Here is a 15,744-nt window from a genome sequence, read left to right as displayed (position 1 = left end):
GCGCATGCCCCCCCCCCCCCGCATCCGGACACCGAATCTCGATCGCCTACAGGCCCTGACGAAATCGCAAAAAAACCACGTGGCGGCCCCCCCTTGGAAAACGAAGATCCTGCTTCCAAGGAACCCGCCCACAACAGCTGCAAGCGAGCTCTTGGTCTTTGGAAGCCTCAGACCTTCTCGTAGCAGGAATGACCGGCCCGAATCCGCCACCCACGGCGGCGGATCACTGGGAGCTTACTCTTTTTCGCCAAAAGCCTTCTCGAAGCTGTGGAGCAGATCGTGCAGCTTCTTGACTTCGGCAGTGTCGATCGTCTGCTTGCACTTCATGGCCGAGATAATCACTTCATGGCAGAGCTTCAGCTTCTCGACATACTCCGGATCATCCGTCTTCAGACGCTGGGCGAGAAAGTAATTGAGCACCTTTTCCTGAATGTCCTGAGCATGGGACTCCTTGTTGTTGACCCAGCGAACCAATTGGTTGGCATTCGTTCCCGGATTTTTTTCCAGCTCGGCGATCTGGATCATCGCTTTCTCAATCGTCACGTAGTCAGTGTGCATGGACTGGATCACATTGTTGTTGTCAAAGATCCCGCAGGGGACCTGACAGTGAGCCGAGGCAAGCGGCGCGACGGTGGCTGAAAGAAGAGCAGCGAGGGCAAGAGTTGGGATCATTGATTTCATAACGACCCCAATCTGGCCCCAATTCGGAATCCTGCAAGCACCCAGCGATCACAATTCGTCATCGATCCCGCTCAGTTCCCGTTTCTCAAAAATCGGGCTGCCCGCAGATTCATCCAGTCCTCACCCCGCTCCGGGCCCGACCTCGAAAAGCCGACATGCCCGCCGTTCCTGGGAATCTCCAGCATCAAGAACGAATTCCGCGCCGCCTGCTCCCTCGGATAACATCCCGGACCCAGAAAAGGGTCGTTTTCTGCATTCACCAGCAACGCCGGCACCCTGATCCCCTCCATGAAGGCTTTCGAACTACTACGTTTCCAGTAATCCTCCGCATCCCGGAATCCGTGAAGTGGTGCCGTATACCGATCGTCGAATTCACGAAAGGTCCGAATGGCATCCAATCCGGACGGATCCATGGCATCGGGGAACATCGAATGCTTGCGCCGCACCTTGTCGGCCAGCGTCCTGATGAAGCGGCGCATGTAAACCTCGCGATTGAACGCCGTGTCCAACTTCCGCGACGAGCAGGCCAGATCGCAGGGCACTGAAAAGGCGACGGCGCGGCCGAGCCTCGGCGAAGCCGAATCCCCCCGTTCACCCAGATACTTGAGCGTCAGATTCCCTCCAAGGCTGAAGCCCACCAGATCGACCCGATTCGCCGGATGCACCTTGAATGCGTGCTCGATCACCGCCTCCAGATCCTCGGTCGCCCCGCTGTGGTAAAACCTCGGCAAACGATTCATCTCCCCGCTGCAGCCGCGGTAGTTCCATGCCAGCACGTCCCAACCCCGCCGGACCAAAACCCCCGCCATGCCCTGGATGTAGCTCGCCCCCGCGTCGCCTTCCAAACCATGCGACAGGATCGCCAAGCGTTTCGCACCTTCCCGCCGCCATTCGAGATCGAGAAAGTCTCCATCGGCCAGCTCAAGCCGCTCGCTCTCGAGGGTCACCCGCTCCCGGCGCCGGCAGAGCGCCGGGACAATCGTCTGCAGGTGACCACCTGGCAGCCACCATGGAGCAGTCCGGCCCGATGCAATACTCATCGCACTCAGGGAATGCCGGCCTTGGAGTCCAGGTAACGCCGCACGGCCGTGATCCGGTTCTCGACTCCAAATCTTTGGAACACCGCTTCAAGATGTTTCTCCACGGTGCGCGGACTGATCTCCAGAATGATCGCCGTCTCAGCACTCGTCTTGCCCTCCGAAATCCATTCCATGATCTCGAGCTGTCGTTTCGTTAGAACTCCCTTCATCGCTTCTGCAAAATTCTCCTCGCCACCCACAGGATACATGACGACCCCTTCGCAATTCAGGCTTGGCAACAAATGGACCTTCACCGGACCTTGGCCAAGGTTGAGCTCCATATCCACCCACCTCGGACTGACCGGATTATCCCACGCGCCAACCGCGGCCTTCATGATCGTCTTCATCTCTTCTTCACCCAATTGACGGAACGCATCCTCTTCCGGCCAATTGCTATCGGCAATACCAACGGCAGGATGGTTCATTGGAAGCAATTCACCTTTCGCATTGAGCGAAAAAGTCGCCATCGGGGACTCGCTCTTGGTCAGTAGCTGCAACTCCCTCACCCGCGCTTCCACATTGCGCGCTTCAATCCGCTCCATCACCGACCTCATTGAAAGCAGGATCGCATCAAAAAGCTCCTTCTCTTGCGCCGAATAATTACCGCGCCGGCGATAGCAACTGACATAGGCCTGACGGCAATGCCCCCGAACCAAGAGGCCCGCCATCAAGTCGGAGATCTCGATTCCATCGTAGATTCCCTGTCCGTATTCGCTGTCCAAATAAGCCTCGATCGAACTGCACTCGCTGACCACCAGGCTCAAGCCGTCGCTCTCCATGTCTCGGAACAACGCCGCCAAGGGGTGATTCTGACTCAGCCGGTTGACCTCGCCAATCCGCTCCCTCATGCGCTGGGAAACCGGTCCATGGTCCCAAACTCCCTCCAAACCGGCATCGGGCGACCACTCGGTCACGAGCACCTCATCCGCCCCCACTAGCCCGGGGAGCTCGCTGACCAGCAGGCGCACCACTTCCTCAAAGTCCGAAGAGGAATAGAGCCCGCGGGCGAGTTCGAAGTATTTAGGGCCAATCATGAGTTTGAAACGCCAGCAGCCCAATCAGTTGCCAACCTTCTCCCTCAGCGTAGTCGCCGATTCTCACTTTGAACAATGGTAAGATATGCCCAGCCCTGGGAATGGCCCACGCCCCCTTCAAACCATTGAAATTCGCGCATTTTGAAGAAGATGGAAAATTTCGCATCAACAAATCCTGATATGATGATTTGTCTCTTGCGAAGAGGCGGGGATTTCCTAGATTTCCGGCATGCCGCGCCCCGACGCCACCGCCGAACTGACTGCAGCCTTGGAGAAACGTATTCTGGTGCTCGATGGAGCCATGGGAACGACCATCCGTGGCTACGGGCTTGAGGAAAAAGACGCGCGAGGAGACCGCTTCAAGGACACCGAAAAAGACCTTCTCAACAACGGTGACATCCTCTCGCTGACCCGCCCGGACGTCATCGCCGACATCCACAAACGCTTCCTCGAAGCCGGTTCCGACATTTTCGAAACAAACACCTTTTCCGGCACCTCGATTGCCCAGAGCGAGTTCTTCGTCGAAGACCCTCGCGAAACCGGTGCCGGCCGCAAGGACCCCGAGTTCTATCAGAAAGTCCTCGATGATCCGTTTCTGAAGGATCTCGCCGCCGAGATCAACATCGCCTCGGCGAAACTCGCGCGCACCGTCGCCGACCAGGTCGCCAACGACACCGGCATCGTCCGCTACGTCGCCGGGGCGATCGGCCCGATGACCGTCGGCCTCAACAACGCCGCTGTCGATGCCAACGATCCCGGCTTCCGCAGCGTGACCTTCGATCAGGTCTACGAAGACTACAAACGCCAGATCCGCGCGCTGGTCGAAGGCGGTGTCGATATCCTGATGGTCGAAACGATCTTCGATGCGCTCAACAGCAAGGCCGCCCTGGTCGCCGCGCAGGACGTCTTCGAAGAGGACGGCTTCAAGCTCCCGATCATCATTTCCGCCGCGGTCGGCATGGGGGGAGAAACGATGATCTCCGCCCAGAAAGTGGAAGCACTCTGGAACGCCGTTGCCCACGTCAAACCGCTCGCCGTCGGCCTCAATTGCTCGCTCGGCCCGGATCAGATGCGTCCCTTCATCGAAGAGATGTCACAGGTCGCCGAAACCTTCGTCTCCTGCTACCCGAACGCCGGCATGCCCGATGCCCTTTCTGCGACCGGCTTCCCGATGCTGCCGGAAGACATGTACGGCCATCTCGGCGACTTCGCCCAGTCCGGCTTCATCAACCTCGCCGGTGGTTGCTGTGGCAACACCCCCGAGCACATTGCGGCGATTGCCAGAGGCGTGCGCGACGTCGAACCGCGAAAGATTCCGCAGAACGAAAAACTTCTGCGCCTTTCCGGCACCGAATCCTACAACCACACCAAGGACAAGAATTTCCTGATGATCGGCGAGCGCACCAACGTCGCCGGCTCGCCGCGTTTCCGCAAACTGGTCCAGGAGGGCAAACTCGAAGACGCCCTCGCCGTCGCCCGCCAGCAGGTCGACAACGGAGCTCCGGTGATCGACATCTGCTTCGATGACGGACTCATCGACGGCAAGGAAATGATGACCCGTTTCCTCAATCTGGTGCAGTCGGAACCCGACATCACCAAGGTGCCAATCACCGTCGACTCCTCGAAATGGGAAATTCTCGAAGCCGGGCTGAAGTGCCTCCAAGGCAAAGGCATCGTCAACTCGATCTCCCTCAAGGAAGGCGAGGAAGCATTCAAGTCGAACGCTCGCGTCATCAAAAAATTCGGTGCTGCCGCCGTGGTCATGGCCTTCGATGAGAATGGTCAGGCGGCGACTTACGAAGAGAAGATCCGCATCTGCGAGCGTGCCTATCGCGTGCTCGTCGATGAAGTCGGATTCAATCCCCAGGATATCATTTTCGATCCCAACATCCTGACCGTCGCCACCGGCATCGAGGAGCACAACAATTACGCGGTCGACTTTTTCAACGCGACCAAGTGGATCAAGGAGAACCTCCCCGGCGCGAAGGTCTCCGGCGGCGTCTCGAATGTGTCCTTCTCCTTCCGCGGCAACAACCCCGTCCGCGAAGCGATGCACTCCGCCTTCCTCTACCACGCCGGCAAGGCCGGGATGGACATGGGCATCGTCAATGCCGGCATGCTCGAGGTCTACGACGAGATCGATCCCAAGCTTCTGAAGGCCGTCGAGGATGTGCTGCTCAACCGCGATCCCGATGCCACCGAACGCCTGCTCGACCTCGCCGAGGAATACAAGGGCATCAAAAAGGAAGCCGCCGTGCAGGATCTCGCCTGGCGCGATGCTCCCGTCGAAAAACGCCTCGAACACGCCCTCCTGAGAGGCATCGATACCTTCATTGTCGAGGACACGGAAGAAGCACGACAGCAGTACGACAAGCCGCTCAAGGTCATCGAAGGCCCGCTGATGGATGGCATGGGTGTCGTCGGCGATCTCTTCGGTGCCGGCAAGATGTTCCTGCCACAGGTCGTGAAATCGGCCCGCGTGATGAAGAAGTCCGTCGCCTACCTCGAGCCCTTCATGGCCAAGGAAAAGGAGATCAAGATCCTCGGTATCATCGAATCTCTCCGCGAAGCCAATCCTAATCAAGACGACGCCCACCTCCGCATCATGGCCGAGAAAACGCTCACCGCCGGACGCGTCCTGATGGCCACGGTGAAAGGCGACGTCCACGACATCGGCAAGAACATCGTCGGCGTGGTGCTCGCCTGCAATGGCTTCGAGGTCATCGATATGGGCGTCATGGTTCCCTGCGACAAGATCCTCGATACCGCCATCGCCAAGCAGGTGGACGTGATCGGACTTTCCGGGCTGATCACGCCATCGCTCGACGAGATGATTCATGTCGCCAAGGAAATGGAACGTCGCAAGATGACGCTGCCGGTGCTGATCGGCGGGGCCACCACTTCCGCCGCCCACACCGCCGTGAAAATCGCCCAGCACTACAGCGGACCGATCGTTCATGTCCTCGATGCTTCGCGCTCGGTTCCCGTCACGACCACTTTGCTCTCCGAGGACGGCAAGGAAAAGTTCGTCGCCGAGAACAATGCCAAGCATGAGAAGCTGCGCGACACCTTCAACAAGAAGGACAAGCCGACCATTTCCCTCGAAGCGGCCCGCGCCAACAAGCTGTCCTTTGACTGGAGCACCTACACGCCCGCCAAGCCGTCATTCCTCGGCACTCGTGTCATGGACAAGCAGTCCCTGCGCGAACTCGCCGACTACATCGACTGGACTCCCTTTTTCCACGCCTGGGAAATCCGCGGCGTCTGGGACCGCGACGCAAAAGTCCTCAAAACCCGCAACAAGGAAGGTGCCGAACAGGCCCAGGAACTTTTTGCCGATGCTCAGGAAATGCTCGCGGACATCATCGCCAACAAGCGCTTCACCGCGCGCGGCGTCTATGGCTTCTTTCCCGCCAATTCCGATGGCGACGACATCGTTGTCTGGACCGACGACTCCCGGACAGAAAAGCGCGCCACCTTCCACACCCTGCGCCAACAGGTCGAGAAGACCACCGGCAAACCCCACCTGGCGCTTTCGGACTGCGTCGCACCCGTGGGCACGGACTTCGTTGGCGGCTTCGTCGTTGGCATCCACGGCGCCCACGAATGGGCCGATGAGGTCGAGAAGGCGGAGAACGATCCCTACAAGGGCATCATGATCAAGGCCATCGCCGATCGACTGGCCGAAGCCTTTGCCGAGCTGCTCCATCACCGCGCACGCGTCGAGTGGGGTTATGAACGTCCGAACGAGTTCAACCACACCGAACTCATCAAGGAGATCTATCGTGGCATTCGCCCGGCTCCCGGCTACCCTTCGCAGCCGGATCATACCGAAAAGCCGATCCTTTTTGATCTACTAGAAGCATCGGAGCAAACCGGCGTAACGCTCACCGAAAGCTGTGCCATGCATCCCGGCGCAGCCGTCTCCGGCCTGCTTTTCTCGCACCCGGAAAGCCACTACTTCGCAATCAGCGAGATCCAGAAGGACCAGATCGAAGACTACGCCCAACGCAAGGGTTGGACCATCGAAGAGGCCGAAAGATGGCTCGGCCCCTGGCTTGGCTACACCACCTGACCGTTCTTGATATCGAGTAATTGGGGCTTCATGAAAAAGTCCCTCACGTCACTTTTCCGGCGACCGGGTTTCTTAGCGAATCGGCAATGGCGGTGAATCGAATCCGGGGACTTCGGGTAGAGCGGCTTCGATGGACAGCTTGCGTGCCTGCCGACCACCCTTGGAGCCGGGCCATGAGCCATAAAAATCACCGCCCTCAAGCAGGTGTCGAGATTGAGCACCACGATTCCCACGTGAATGACGCTTTTGGCGGTGGCGGAAAACAAATCCAAAAATCAAGCATTACCCATCAGATGACGGCGGCAGATGCACTAGTGCAAGGCCACCGAGGTATCCGCGGTCCATGGTGTTCCTCTGAAAGTTCAATCCATTTACGAGTGGAACGTCAGTCCAGTTCAACGACCAATTGGAGGAACTGTCGCGGGCTGGCTAGTGGCACCTCTACCCGGTAGATATTCTTGGTTGCCGTCGTCGCAACGAGTTGGGGAAGTGGGCCCTCTACGATCTCGAATGCCGGGAGTTGGTTCATGGTGATGGTTCGCGGAGTAATACCGGTCACCGTTTTCGGAACTCCAAAGGTCCAAACCATCAGTCCTTGGCTTTCATCTATGGTCAGGGTCTGCTTCGGCAAAACTCCCGACGAAGCCCCGCTGAAGTATTGGAGGATATCGGGCACCCCGTTCCCATCGGCATCACCGTTCGGAAGGGTGTCGGGTAGAAATCCTTGATTAATTGCCCAGTCATTGAAGCTGACTGTCGCCACCGGGGCGGCGACGAAGTCCGAGAGCACGACTGCGTTCGGAACGGCTGCGTTCGTTCCGTAGCGGACGATGAAGGTCCCAAGGCCGTCGCTGGTCTCCAAGCGTTCACCATCGGCCACATTCATGAAGGCGCCACTGATCGGCATATCGCTGGTCACCACCGTGAAGGTGTCGCTTCCCATGAGTTCGCACTCGAAGCCATCAACGAGCTTGATGGTCAGGGTTCCACCAAGCGTGAGGCCGGTGGTTCCCCCGCTTTGGATCAGATGGTCATAGGTCTCACCTTGGACGGTTCCCCCGAGTTCGATTTCAAGATCCGAGCTGCCGGTAATGGTGAGACTCCCTTCGATTTCGAGCTGTCCCGGTGTGTTGCCTGGAGTGAGGAAGGAATTGTTGATGTTGACGTTGCCGGTGATGAGTTTCCCCTCGCCCGATATGCAGGCATTGTTCTGATAGGTCATCGTCCTCGCACGAAGAATCGAGGCGTCCACTCCGCTTGGTCCGGTATCGATCTTGCCGCCGGTCTGAAGGATGTCACCCGTGACCACGATCTCAGTGCCATCACCTTTCATGATCGTCAGGCTGTTGTTGCCGCGAAGATCACCGCCGACCCTGACCACGGCGCCCGCTTCGGTCAGGGTGAGATTCCCGTTCAGCTCCAAATCCGAGGTCACATCGAACTCGTCATCCACATCAAGGTCCCCACCGCTCTGGATGAAGGCTCCCACCACCGAAATTTGGTTGTTGGAGCCGCTGGTGAAAATCTGCCCCGAACCGGAATAGCCGCCGGCCACGCTGAATGAGCTATTTCCCTGAAGCCATATTTCACCATTGTTCTGAAGATTTCCCGAAACCGTGAAGACAGGCACTCGGACCGATGGATTTGCTGCGAGGAAAATTTGCTGATCGTTGATGAAGTTCCCGGGTGTAACGACGGATGCCCCATCGTCGAGGACGACAACGCCATCATTCCGAGCGAAATTACGTAGCGCATCGAGGCCGGTAATCTGATCCCTGATCACAAAGTTGGGGCCGGATAGATTCAAGGCCGTGTTGTTGATCACAATGTTCGCCCCGTTAAACTCGAGGATTCCGGGATCGCCATCCTCGCCATCGCTCAGCGCCAGTCCTGTCCCGGCGTCCAATCGACCCGTCAAGGGATCATACTGCGTGAAATCCCCAAGACTCACCTGGCTCCCCATGACGCTCAGAAAACCCGCAAGATCGGTCGATTCGTTCACCGTGAGATCGAAGCCATTGCTGGATAGATCAAAGAAATCGAGCGTTTGGAGCGAGCGGACTGTTACCGCATCCTCGAGAAAAACCAGAATCGATTCCCCGTTGGGTGGATCGAGTACCGCCCCGCCCGGGCCGACAATCTCACCTACTACAGCATTAATCTGTGGCCCGGGAGGTAATCCGTTCGACCAATAAAATCCATCCAAGCCGTGCCACGAAAATGCGGAATCCAAGAGAACATCCTCCTCAGAAAGCAGAAAAATATTCTGAGCGTGGAGAGAGACGGGCGCGGCCGCGACAAGGGCCGAAAGCAAGCGGGGACCGAACAAATTCATAGCTCTACTTTTACTCCAGTTGTGATCGTTCGATCACGGGAGACAAGGAAAAATCGAGACAAGCGACCAATCTTGGCTGGATGTGCTTGGTTCGGCACTCGCTTCAGACCTCGCGGCCGCCAGCCGGTAATCGCTTGGGTCTTTCGCCTGCCTGCCTTCGTCCCCGTTATTTTGAGGGACACCCAGAAGCCGGCTTCATCGTCGCAATGAGAGCGTGGGGCATTGAATTTCTGGAACCACTTGAGCTGATGGCTTGGAGAAGGACCGGTGGCGCAATCTCACACGCTGTTTCGACAGGACGGGAACGCCCTTTCGCCGTGCACCGTCAAGCCGGACCCATCACGCCTTCTTCTTTTTTCCTTCCCGGCCGTGAAGGTGCTGGGCGGCACGATGGGCCACTTCAGGGACGTATTCCTTCCACTTCGGATCACCGTCCTGGATCATCTTCTGGATGTCGCGGCTGGTGAAGCGGAGTAGATCGAAGTCGCGATAGGGAATGCTGCGAATGCGACGGCTTTCAGTGAAGTGACGGTAAAGATGCGTCGCATCTTCCGGTGGCCGGAATCCGTCGGAGGTCACCACCTCACCGGTCTTGCGGTTCATCCAAGGATAGACGAAGAGTGAGACGTTTTTCTTGAACAGGCGTCCGAAGGATTCGAGGCGTCCCCCCGCAAGATTGGCCGACCACTTCGGTTTGAACAGTTCGTTGAGCAGGCCGATGCTCAGGATGAAACCAATCGGTAGTTCGGTGTAGCGACTGAGGTAGGCGGCGATCCGGTGGAACTCGGCACAGCTTGAGACGAGCACCGTTTTTCCCAAAGCCTGCAAGGCATCCGCTCGGTCGATGAAGTCGACATGATCGACGCTCCCTCCGCGCAAGAGGTTGGTCATCGAGATCTCACACAGTTCGAGGGTGCGATCAATCTGATCCGGCTCGAGGGACGGGTTGAAGCTGACACGTGCCTGCTCGATCATTTCAAGGTGGAGCTTGGTCACCGGATCAAAGCTGCCACGCAGCAGTAGGATGGGACGTTTATAAAGCGCGTCCGCCGCCTGCACCACCTCACCGGACGGCGTGAACATCGTCGCGTCCGTGAGCCCGGACTCAACCAGCTGCAGGGCGCATAGGCGATTGTCGAAGAACTCGAAGCCATGGCCGCTGAAGCGCAGCATATCAACTTCGACCCGACCAGGGCCAAGATTCTCGACCAGCGATTTGGCAAAGCGGGACAGCTCGTCGCGATAGCAGAAGGCGGCGTGGATGAAATTCACACCGATCACTCCCAGGGCTTCCATCTGGTCGAGGTTTTCCTCATCGAGCAAGCGGACATGGATGAAGATGTCCGAAGGCGGGTCACCGGGCTTCAACTGGAAGCGCAGGCCCAGCCAACCATGACATTCGCCCTCGTCCTTGTAGCCGCGGGCACGGACGGTATTGCAGAAGGAGAAGAAGCAGGTGTCGGCCTGACGTTCGGGAGCGAGGCGCTCGACAAGCAGGCCGAACTCATGCTCCATCATTTGCCCAAGCCGTTCTTGGGAAACATAGCGACCGCTCTTGCCATAAATGGCATCGCTCATCGTCATGTCGTAGGCCGAGATGCTCTTCGCGACCGTGCCGGCGGTGCCGGAGGCTCGGAAAAACCAGTTGGCGGTTTCCTGGCCTGCGCCGATTTCCGCGAAGGTGCCGTAGGCTTCGGGATTGAGGTTGAGTTCGAGGACCTTGTCGTAAGTGGTTTTCATGACGCGTCGACCGGAGCGAGCCACCCGGTGGTGACGATTTCCACCACCTCGACTTGGTTGTCAGAAACGGCATCCTCCGGGTATCGTATTTTGAGAATCATCGGGCGTTTCTCGATTCCTTCGTGGGACTTCATCAGCGAATCCAGTTCGCTCGCTCGCGGCACGTAAGCGAAGAGCGTTTGCTCGCCGTCCTGCGATTCAATGCGATAGCTCGACCACTCGGACTCGTCCGAGAACGAGAAGTTGTAGTAAGAGACATCGCTGACCACGACCCGGAATAGCACCGGCTCCACCGGCCGTTGCTGCTTGATTTCCTCCCAGCTCAATTCGGACCATCCGGCCCAGCTCTCCCAATCAATCTTCCAGCCGTCCTCCTTGAGCGCATAAATTTCGCGTTGGGTATAATCGGCATCCTGGACCCGGGCCTTGATCGCCGTGCCGATCCTGGTGGGTTCGTCGCCCCAGTTGATCGAGGAGAAGCCGACGGGGGCGAAGTCATCACCATGGAATTTTTTGATCCTCGGCAAGGTGAGCTCGGGATGCCGGACCCAGCGGGCCATCTCCTCGGGGCTTTCCGCATTCATGAAGGCTTCGTAGACCGGCTGAATCTCGTCTTCGACCAGCTTCGGCCTGACCACCTCGCGCTCGGCCTGAATCGCAAGTTCATCCTTCTCGGGCTGCGCCGCGCGGGTGAGCACGGGTGCCTTGCCATCCTTGATCTGACTCTTGTCGCTGGGCCACAGCAGCACCACCACGACCACGGCACCGAGGACGGCAATCGCTCCCAACAGCCCCCGCACGAAATTCGAGCTGACCTCTTCTTTCTTGGCGAAGGTCTCATCGAAGATGTCCTCGGGTTTGTGAACCCGCCGGCGCTTCATCTTCCGGCCATCCTGATCCGCGGCTTCGTCAGCTTCTGGTTCATGATGGGCTTCCTCCATGAGCCCGGGAATGATCAGATCCGGGATCTCATCCCCATCGCCCGGAAGACGCAGCATCCGGCGGCATGATGGGCAGACAATTCCCCGACCGTCGTGGTCCTTGGCCACCCGGAAGACGTGACGACAATCGGGACAGACAAATCCGTTCCAGCGCCGCGACGATTGTGAGAGTTCAGCCACGGGCGAACGATGGCTCAGGAACCCGACTTGAGGCAAGAACTCGCCCCTCAATCCGGCAAAATCTCCAGTCGCCGGGGTCGCGGAAGGTCAAACGATTGGTCCGCTTCCTCCAGATCGAAGCTGTCGAGGACGTTGATCTGGCCGGAGCGGAAGCGGGTCTTGGGAGCATTCTCCGCGCTGATCTGCACACTGTGGAAAGGATCAATGCCAACGAGAGTGGGTTCCTTGGGACGGACCGGAGAGGTATCGATCACCGCCAACTCGCTGAGATCCATCACGCCGGCGGCAGGATCGACCGGAGTCGATCCGGAGTGAATGGTGCAGTAGGGGATATTCTCGGTGCCCATGCGGAAGTATTCCTTGATCGCTGCCGGGCGGGAACGCGGCACACCCGTTTCCGGGTCCTCGAACATCTCATAGCAGTAGGGCGTCGATTGCTGACCGGAAACCCGGCAAACCTGCGCCTCGACGATGCTCGTGGGTTGCGGAACTCCGCGACCGCTGAAAGCCACCGCCGCGTTCATCGTTTCCGTCCACACCGGCATCGCCAGGTCCTTCGCAAAAGCGCCTTCATAGATCGTCTTGCCATCCTGCAAAAAGCCAATCCAGACCCCGCAGGAAATTCGTCCATTGTAGCCGAGGAACCAGTTGTCGGAAAAGTCCTGAGTCGTGCCCGACTTGCCGGCTCCGCTGAAGGGACGCTCCTGCAACTGATCGAGCACGCCCATCGCACTTCCTCGCTCCATGCCACCCTGGAGAATGCTGTGGATCTGGAACGCGGTGGCATCCGAGATCGCCTGCTGCCGCTCCGGCTGGATAACCGGTCTCTGGAACCTCACCAAATCATCCGCGTCCCGCACGCTGGAGACGATCCACTGCTTCTTCGGTCCGGTCTTGCCACCTCGCGCGAAGGCTGCATAGGCACGCACCATGTCCTTCAGCGAAGCCGACTCCCAGCCAACGGCGATTCGCGGCAGTAGCTCGACATTCTCCATCGGCAGACCAAAAGCGGACGCCGTTGCCACCACCTTGTCGAGTCCCACGTCATTGGCCACCCGAACCGACGCCGCCACTTTCGAACTTTCAAGTGCACGTCGACAGGTGATCTGTCCTTCGTAGCGCGGCTTGGGTGTTTCCATCCCCCACTCACCGAGAATTCCTTCACGACCGCCGACCATCACCGCCCGGTTGTCCATCGCCTCGTCCTCGACCGTGTCAGCCGGTGTCTTTCCTGACTCAAAGGCCGCGGCGTAGAGAATCGGATGGAAAGCCGTTCCAAGTGGTCTGCGACCCAGCTCAATCACATCGAAAGGCGCGTCGGCATAATCACGACCACCCACGTGGGCGATGACTTCGCCGCTGCGGTGATCAACCATCAACACCGCACCCTGAAGATACTCGGGAAGCGCGTCCTTGGTCTTCTTGAAATCCGCGCGCTTCGAATTCACGTAGCCGGGATGGGCCTCCGCCTTGAGCAAGGCCTTCTCCAGGGCCTGCTCGGCGGCACGCTGGACTCTCGAATCGATGGTGGTCCGAATGGTGAATCCACCAGCTGCCAGAGCTTCGTTTCCTAACAGTTCACGGATTTCGTCAGCAATCCGTTCGTAGAGATGAGACGTGCCGCGTTGCAGCGGCTTCGGGTTCAGATCGATCGGCGAAGTGCGCATCCTCGCCGCCTCCGCCTCGGTCACCATGTCGAGGCCGGCCATGCGGGTGATCACCATGTTGCGGGCATTCTTGCAGGCCTCGGGGCTGTTCAATGGTGAGAGCCAGGTCGGGTTCTTGATCAGTCCGACAATCGTCGCGCACTCCAGCTGGCTCAGTTCAATCGGCTCCTTCCCAAAGTAGCCGAGGGACGCCGAGCGGATCCCGTAGAAGCCGCTGCCGAAATAAATGCGGTTGAGATAAAACTCCAGAATGTCGGCCTTGCGATAGCGCTTCTCAATGCGCATCGCGAGGAAGACCTCGACGAGCTTCCGTTCGATACTACTTTCGCCGTACTTCTTGCGATCCCCTTCGAGGTCGAAGGCTCCCCGCGCGAGCTGCTGGGTGATGGTCGAGGCACCGGAGACCGCTTCCCCCTCGGAAAACCAGTCCTTGGCCGCCCGGGCGATCCCGAAAAAATCGACCCCGTCGTGCTTGAAGAAGCGTTTGTCTTCCCCCGCGCGCAAAGCTTCGATGAAATTCTCCGGGACCTCATCGATGGAGATGACGCTGCGGTTCTGAACGAAGATCCGTCCGATTTCTCCGCCATCGCGGCCAAGAATGATGCTTGGCAGCTCGACCTTGTCGATGAGCTTCAGGTCGTACTCCTCCGCGCGTTCGCGATAGGGTCGGGTGAACCTTTCAGCCGCCACCCAGCCGATGCCTACCGCCAGCGCGCCGAGCAGCACGAGTGTCAGCCAAAAGCCTTTGCGCTTGTAGAAGCGAGGCTTCTTCCGCTTGGTCCGCGGAGATTTCGGAGATTGCGACATGGAGAATCAGAAAAAGGTAGGCCGGGAGGGCGATGCGGTTTCCCAGGGGGAATACCGGGAAGGCGCTTCCGAGGCAATAGCGGGCTTGGCCAGCCGGATTGTCCGTAGAATTGGGGAAACGGGTGCCATTCCCTTTCCCAAGTTCATGGAAATGGCGCTCTACGACCCGCAGGCAGGCTACTACGCCGGGCGGGCGGACCAGGTTGGAAAGGCGGGCGATTTCTTCACCAGTGTCACCGCTGGCCCGCTTTTCGGGCGTCTTCTGGCCTCCCACATCGCCAGCTGGTGGCAAAAATCCGCCCAGCCCGGTGCTTGGAGAATCGTGGAATTGGGGGCGCACGACGGCACTCTGGCGGAGGACATTCTGAGTGCACTGCGGAGCGCCCACCCCGCCGCCTACGCCGGAGTCAATTATGTCATCCTCGAGCCGCTCGAACGCCTCGCCATCGCCCAGCGCCAGCGACTCGCGGAGTTTGCCGACCGACTGACCCTCACGGGCGATCCCGCCTCGCTCGCCCCCTTGCCGGGCTACCTGCTTGCGAACGAGGTCCTCGACGCCCTGCCCTTCCATCTGGTCGAGGCTACTGAAGACGGCTGGCACGAGCTTGGCGTGGCGATTTCGGAGGACGGGAGCTTTGAATGGCGCGATCTCGGCCCCGCGCCGGCGATCACGGCATCCCTGCCGCTGCGGGCTCCCGGCTATCGCACCGAGGTGCGACCGGGCTTCGTGGAATTCCTGCAGCCGCTCATCGCCACCATCCAGCAGGGCCGGATGCTGTGGATCGACTATGGATTCGAGCGTGACGACTACTATGCCGAGGCCCGCACCACGGGAACGCTCCGCACCTTTCGCCGCCACGAAGCCGGCGAAGATCCGCTGAGTTTGCCCGGCACCCAGGACATCACCGCCCACGTGGATTTCAGCGCGGTGATGGAAGCCGTCGAGTCGCTCGGTGGATCGACCCTACGCTTTGAAAACCAGGCACGTTTCCTGACAGAAGTCTCTCGCCCCTGGCTTCTCAGCCTGGAAGGCCAGACCGATCCCGCGACGATGAAGCTTTTGAGAAACTTCCAGACCCTCACCCATCCCGGACAGATGGGCAGCCGCTTCCACGTGCTTGAGGTGGCGTTTTAGGGGTGGCTCGACCTCGTGCCACAAAGTCAGATTCATCCATCACCTCATCACTTTGGGAGAACCGACTCCG

Annotated in this window: 9 protein-coding genes; 2 read left to right on the top strand and 7 right to left on the bottom strand. The window is 58.9% G+C overall.

The window, feature by feature from the left end; translation table 11 throughout:
- Nucleotides 1-234: 234 nt before the first annotated feature.
- From WBG04_RS21560 to WBG04_RS21550, 3 genes are all read right to left on the bottom strand, one after another.
- Nucleotides 235-672, bottom strand: coding sequence for a superoxide dismutase [Ni] (locus tag WBG04_RS21560; RefSeq protein WP_424316876.1), 438 nt, complete (start codon nucleotides 670-672; stop codon nucleotides 235-237).
- Nucleotides 673-752: 80 nt separating this feature from the next.
- A complete protein-coding gene (locus WBG04_RS21555; protein ID WP_424316874.1) occupies nucleotides 753-1,721 on the bottom strand; it encodes a YheT family hydrolase in 969 nt (322 codons plus the stop codon).
- 5 nt (nucleotides 1,722-1,726) lie between these two features.
- A complete protein-coding gene (locus WBG04_RS21550) occupies nucleotides 1,727-2,794 on the bottom strand; it encodes a response regulator transcription factor (RefSeq protein WP_424316870.1) in 1,068 nt (355 codons plus the stop codon).
- A 229-nt stretch (nucleotides 2,795-3,023) separates the two neighbouring features.
- Between WBG04_RS21550 and metH the strand changes: the two genes are divergently transcribed.
- Nucleotides 3,024-6,869, top strand: coding sequence for a methionine synthase (metH, locus tag WBG04_RS21545; RefSeq protein WP_424316868.1), 3,846 nt, complete (start codon nucleotides 3,024-3,026; stop codon nucleotides 6,867-6,869).
- A gap of 385 nt (nucleotides 6,870-7,254) precedes the next feature.
- Here metH and WBG04_RS21540 read toward each other — a convergent pair whose 3' ends face one another.
- From WBG04_RS21540 to WBG04_RS21525, 4 genes are all read right to left on the bottom strand, one after another.
- On the bottom strand, nucleotides 7,255-9,204 hold the full coding sequence (locus WBG04_RS21540; protein WP_424316866.1) for a hypothetical protein: 1,950 nt from the start codon (nucleotides 9,202-9,204) through the stop codon (nucleotides 7,255-7,257).
- Nucleotides 9,205-9,543: 339 nt separating this feature from the next.
- Nucleotides 9,544-10,944: a TonB-dependent receptor gene (locus WBG04_RS21535; RefSeq protein WP_424316864.1), complete on the bottom strand. Its 1,401-nt coding sequence runs from the start codon at nucleotides 10,942-10,944 to the stop codon at nucleotides 9,544-9,546.
- The gene (locus tag WBG04_RS21530; protein ID WP_424316862.1) at nucleotides 10,941-12,065 is read right to left on the bottom strand and encodes a hypothetical protein; all 1,125 of its coding nucleotides are present in this window, start codon (nucleotides 12,063-12,065) and stop codon (nucleotides 10,941-10,943) included. Before WBG04_RS21530 ends, WBG04_RS21535 begins: the two co-directional genes overlap by 4 nt.
- Nucleotides 12,066-12,112: 47 nt before the next feature.
- On the bottom strand, nucleotides 12,113-14,539 hold the full coding sequence (locus tag WBG04_RS21525) for a transglycosylase domain-containing protein (protein ID WP_424316860.1): 2,427 nt from the start codon (nucleotides 14,537-14,539) through the stop codon (nucleotides 12,113-12,115).
- Between WBG04_RS21525 and WBG04_RS21520 the strand changes: the two genes are divergently transcribed.
- Nucleotides 14,538-15,674: a class I SAM-dependent methyltransferase gene (locus WBG04_RS21520; RefSeq protein ID WP_424316858.1), complete on the top strand. Its 1,137-nt coding sequence runs from the start codon at nucleotides 14,538-14,540 to the stop codon at nucleotides 15,672-15,674. The genes WBG04_RS21525 and WBG04_RS21520 overlap by 2 nt on opposite strands.
- Nucleotides 15,675-15,744: the final 70 nt, after the last annotated feature.

Origin of the sequence: Haloferula sp. (assembly GCF_049672945.1) — a bacterium.
Taxonomy (GTDB): domain Bacteria; phylum Verrucomicrobiota; class Verrucomicrobiia; order Verrucomicrobiales; family Akkermansiaceae; genus Haloferula.
The sequence above is the reverse complement of the archived record's forward strand: the minus strand, read 5'-3'. Positions and strand labels throughout refer to the sequence as shown.

Coding starts and splice junctions, on each gene's coding strand:
- WBG04_RS21560 (WP_424316876.1), bottom strand. CDS start 672: ATGATCCCAACTCTTGCCCTCGCTGCTCTTCTTTCAGCCACCGTCGCG.
- WBG04_RS21555 (WP_424316874.1), bottom strand. CDS start 1,721: ATGAGTATTGCATCGGGCCGGACTGCTCCATGGTGGCTGCCAGGTGGT.
- WBG04_RS21550 (WP_424316870.1), bottom strand. CDS start 2,794: ATGATTGGCCCTAAATACTTCGAACTCGCCCGCGGGCTCTATTCCTCT.
- metH (WP_424316868.1), top strand. CDS start 3,024: ATGCCGCGCCCCGACGCCACCGCCGAACTGACTGCAGCCTTGGAGAAA.
- WBG04_RS21540 (WP_424316866.1), bottom strand. CDS start 9,204: ATGAATTTGTTCGGTCCCCGCTTGCTTTCGGCCCTTGTCGCGGCCGCG.
- WBG04_RS21535 (WP_424316864.1), bottom strand. CDS start 10,944: ATGAAAACCACTTACGACAAGGTCCTCGAACTCAACCTCAATCCCGAA.
- WBG04_RS21520 (WP_424316858.1), top strand. CDS start 14,538: ATGGAGAATCAGAAAAAGGTAGGCCGGGAGGGCGATGCGGTTTCCCAG.
- WBG04_RS21525 (WP_424316860.1), bottom strand. CDS start 14,539: ATGTCGCAATCTCCGAAATCTCCGCGGACCAAGCGGAAGAAGCCTCGC.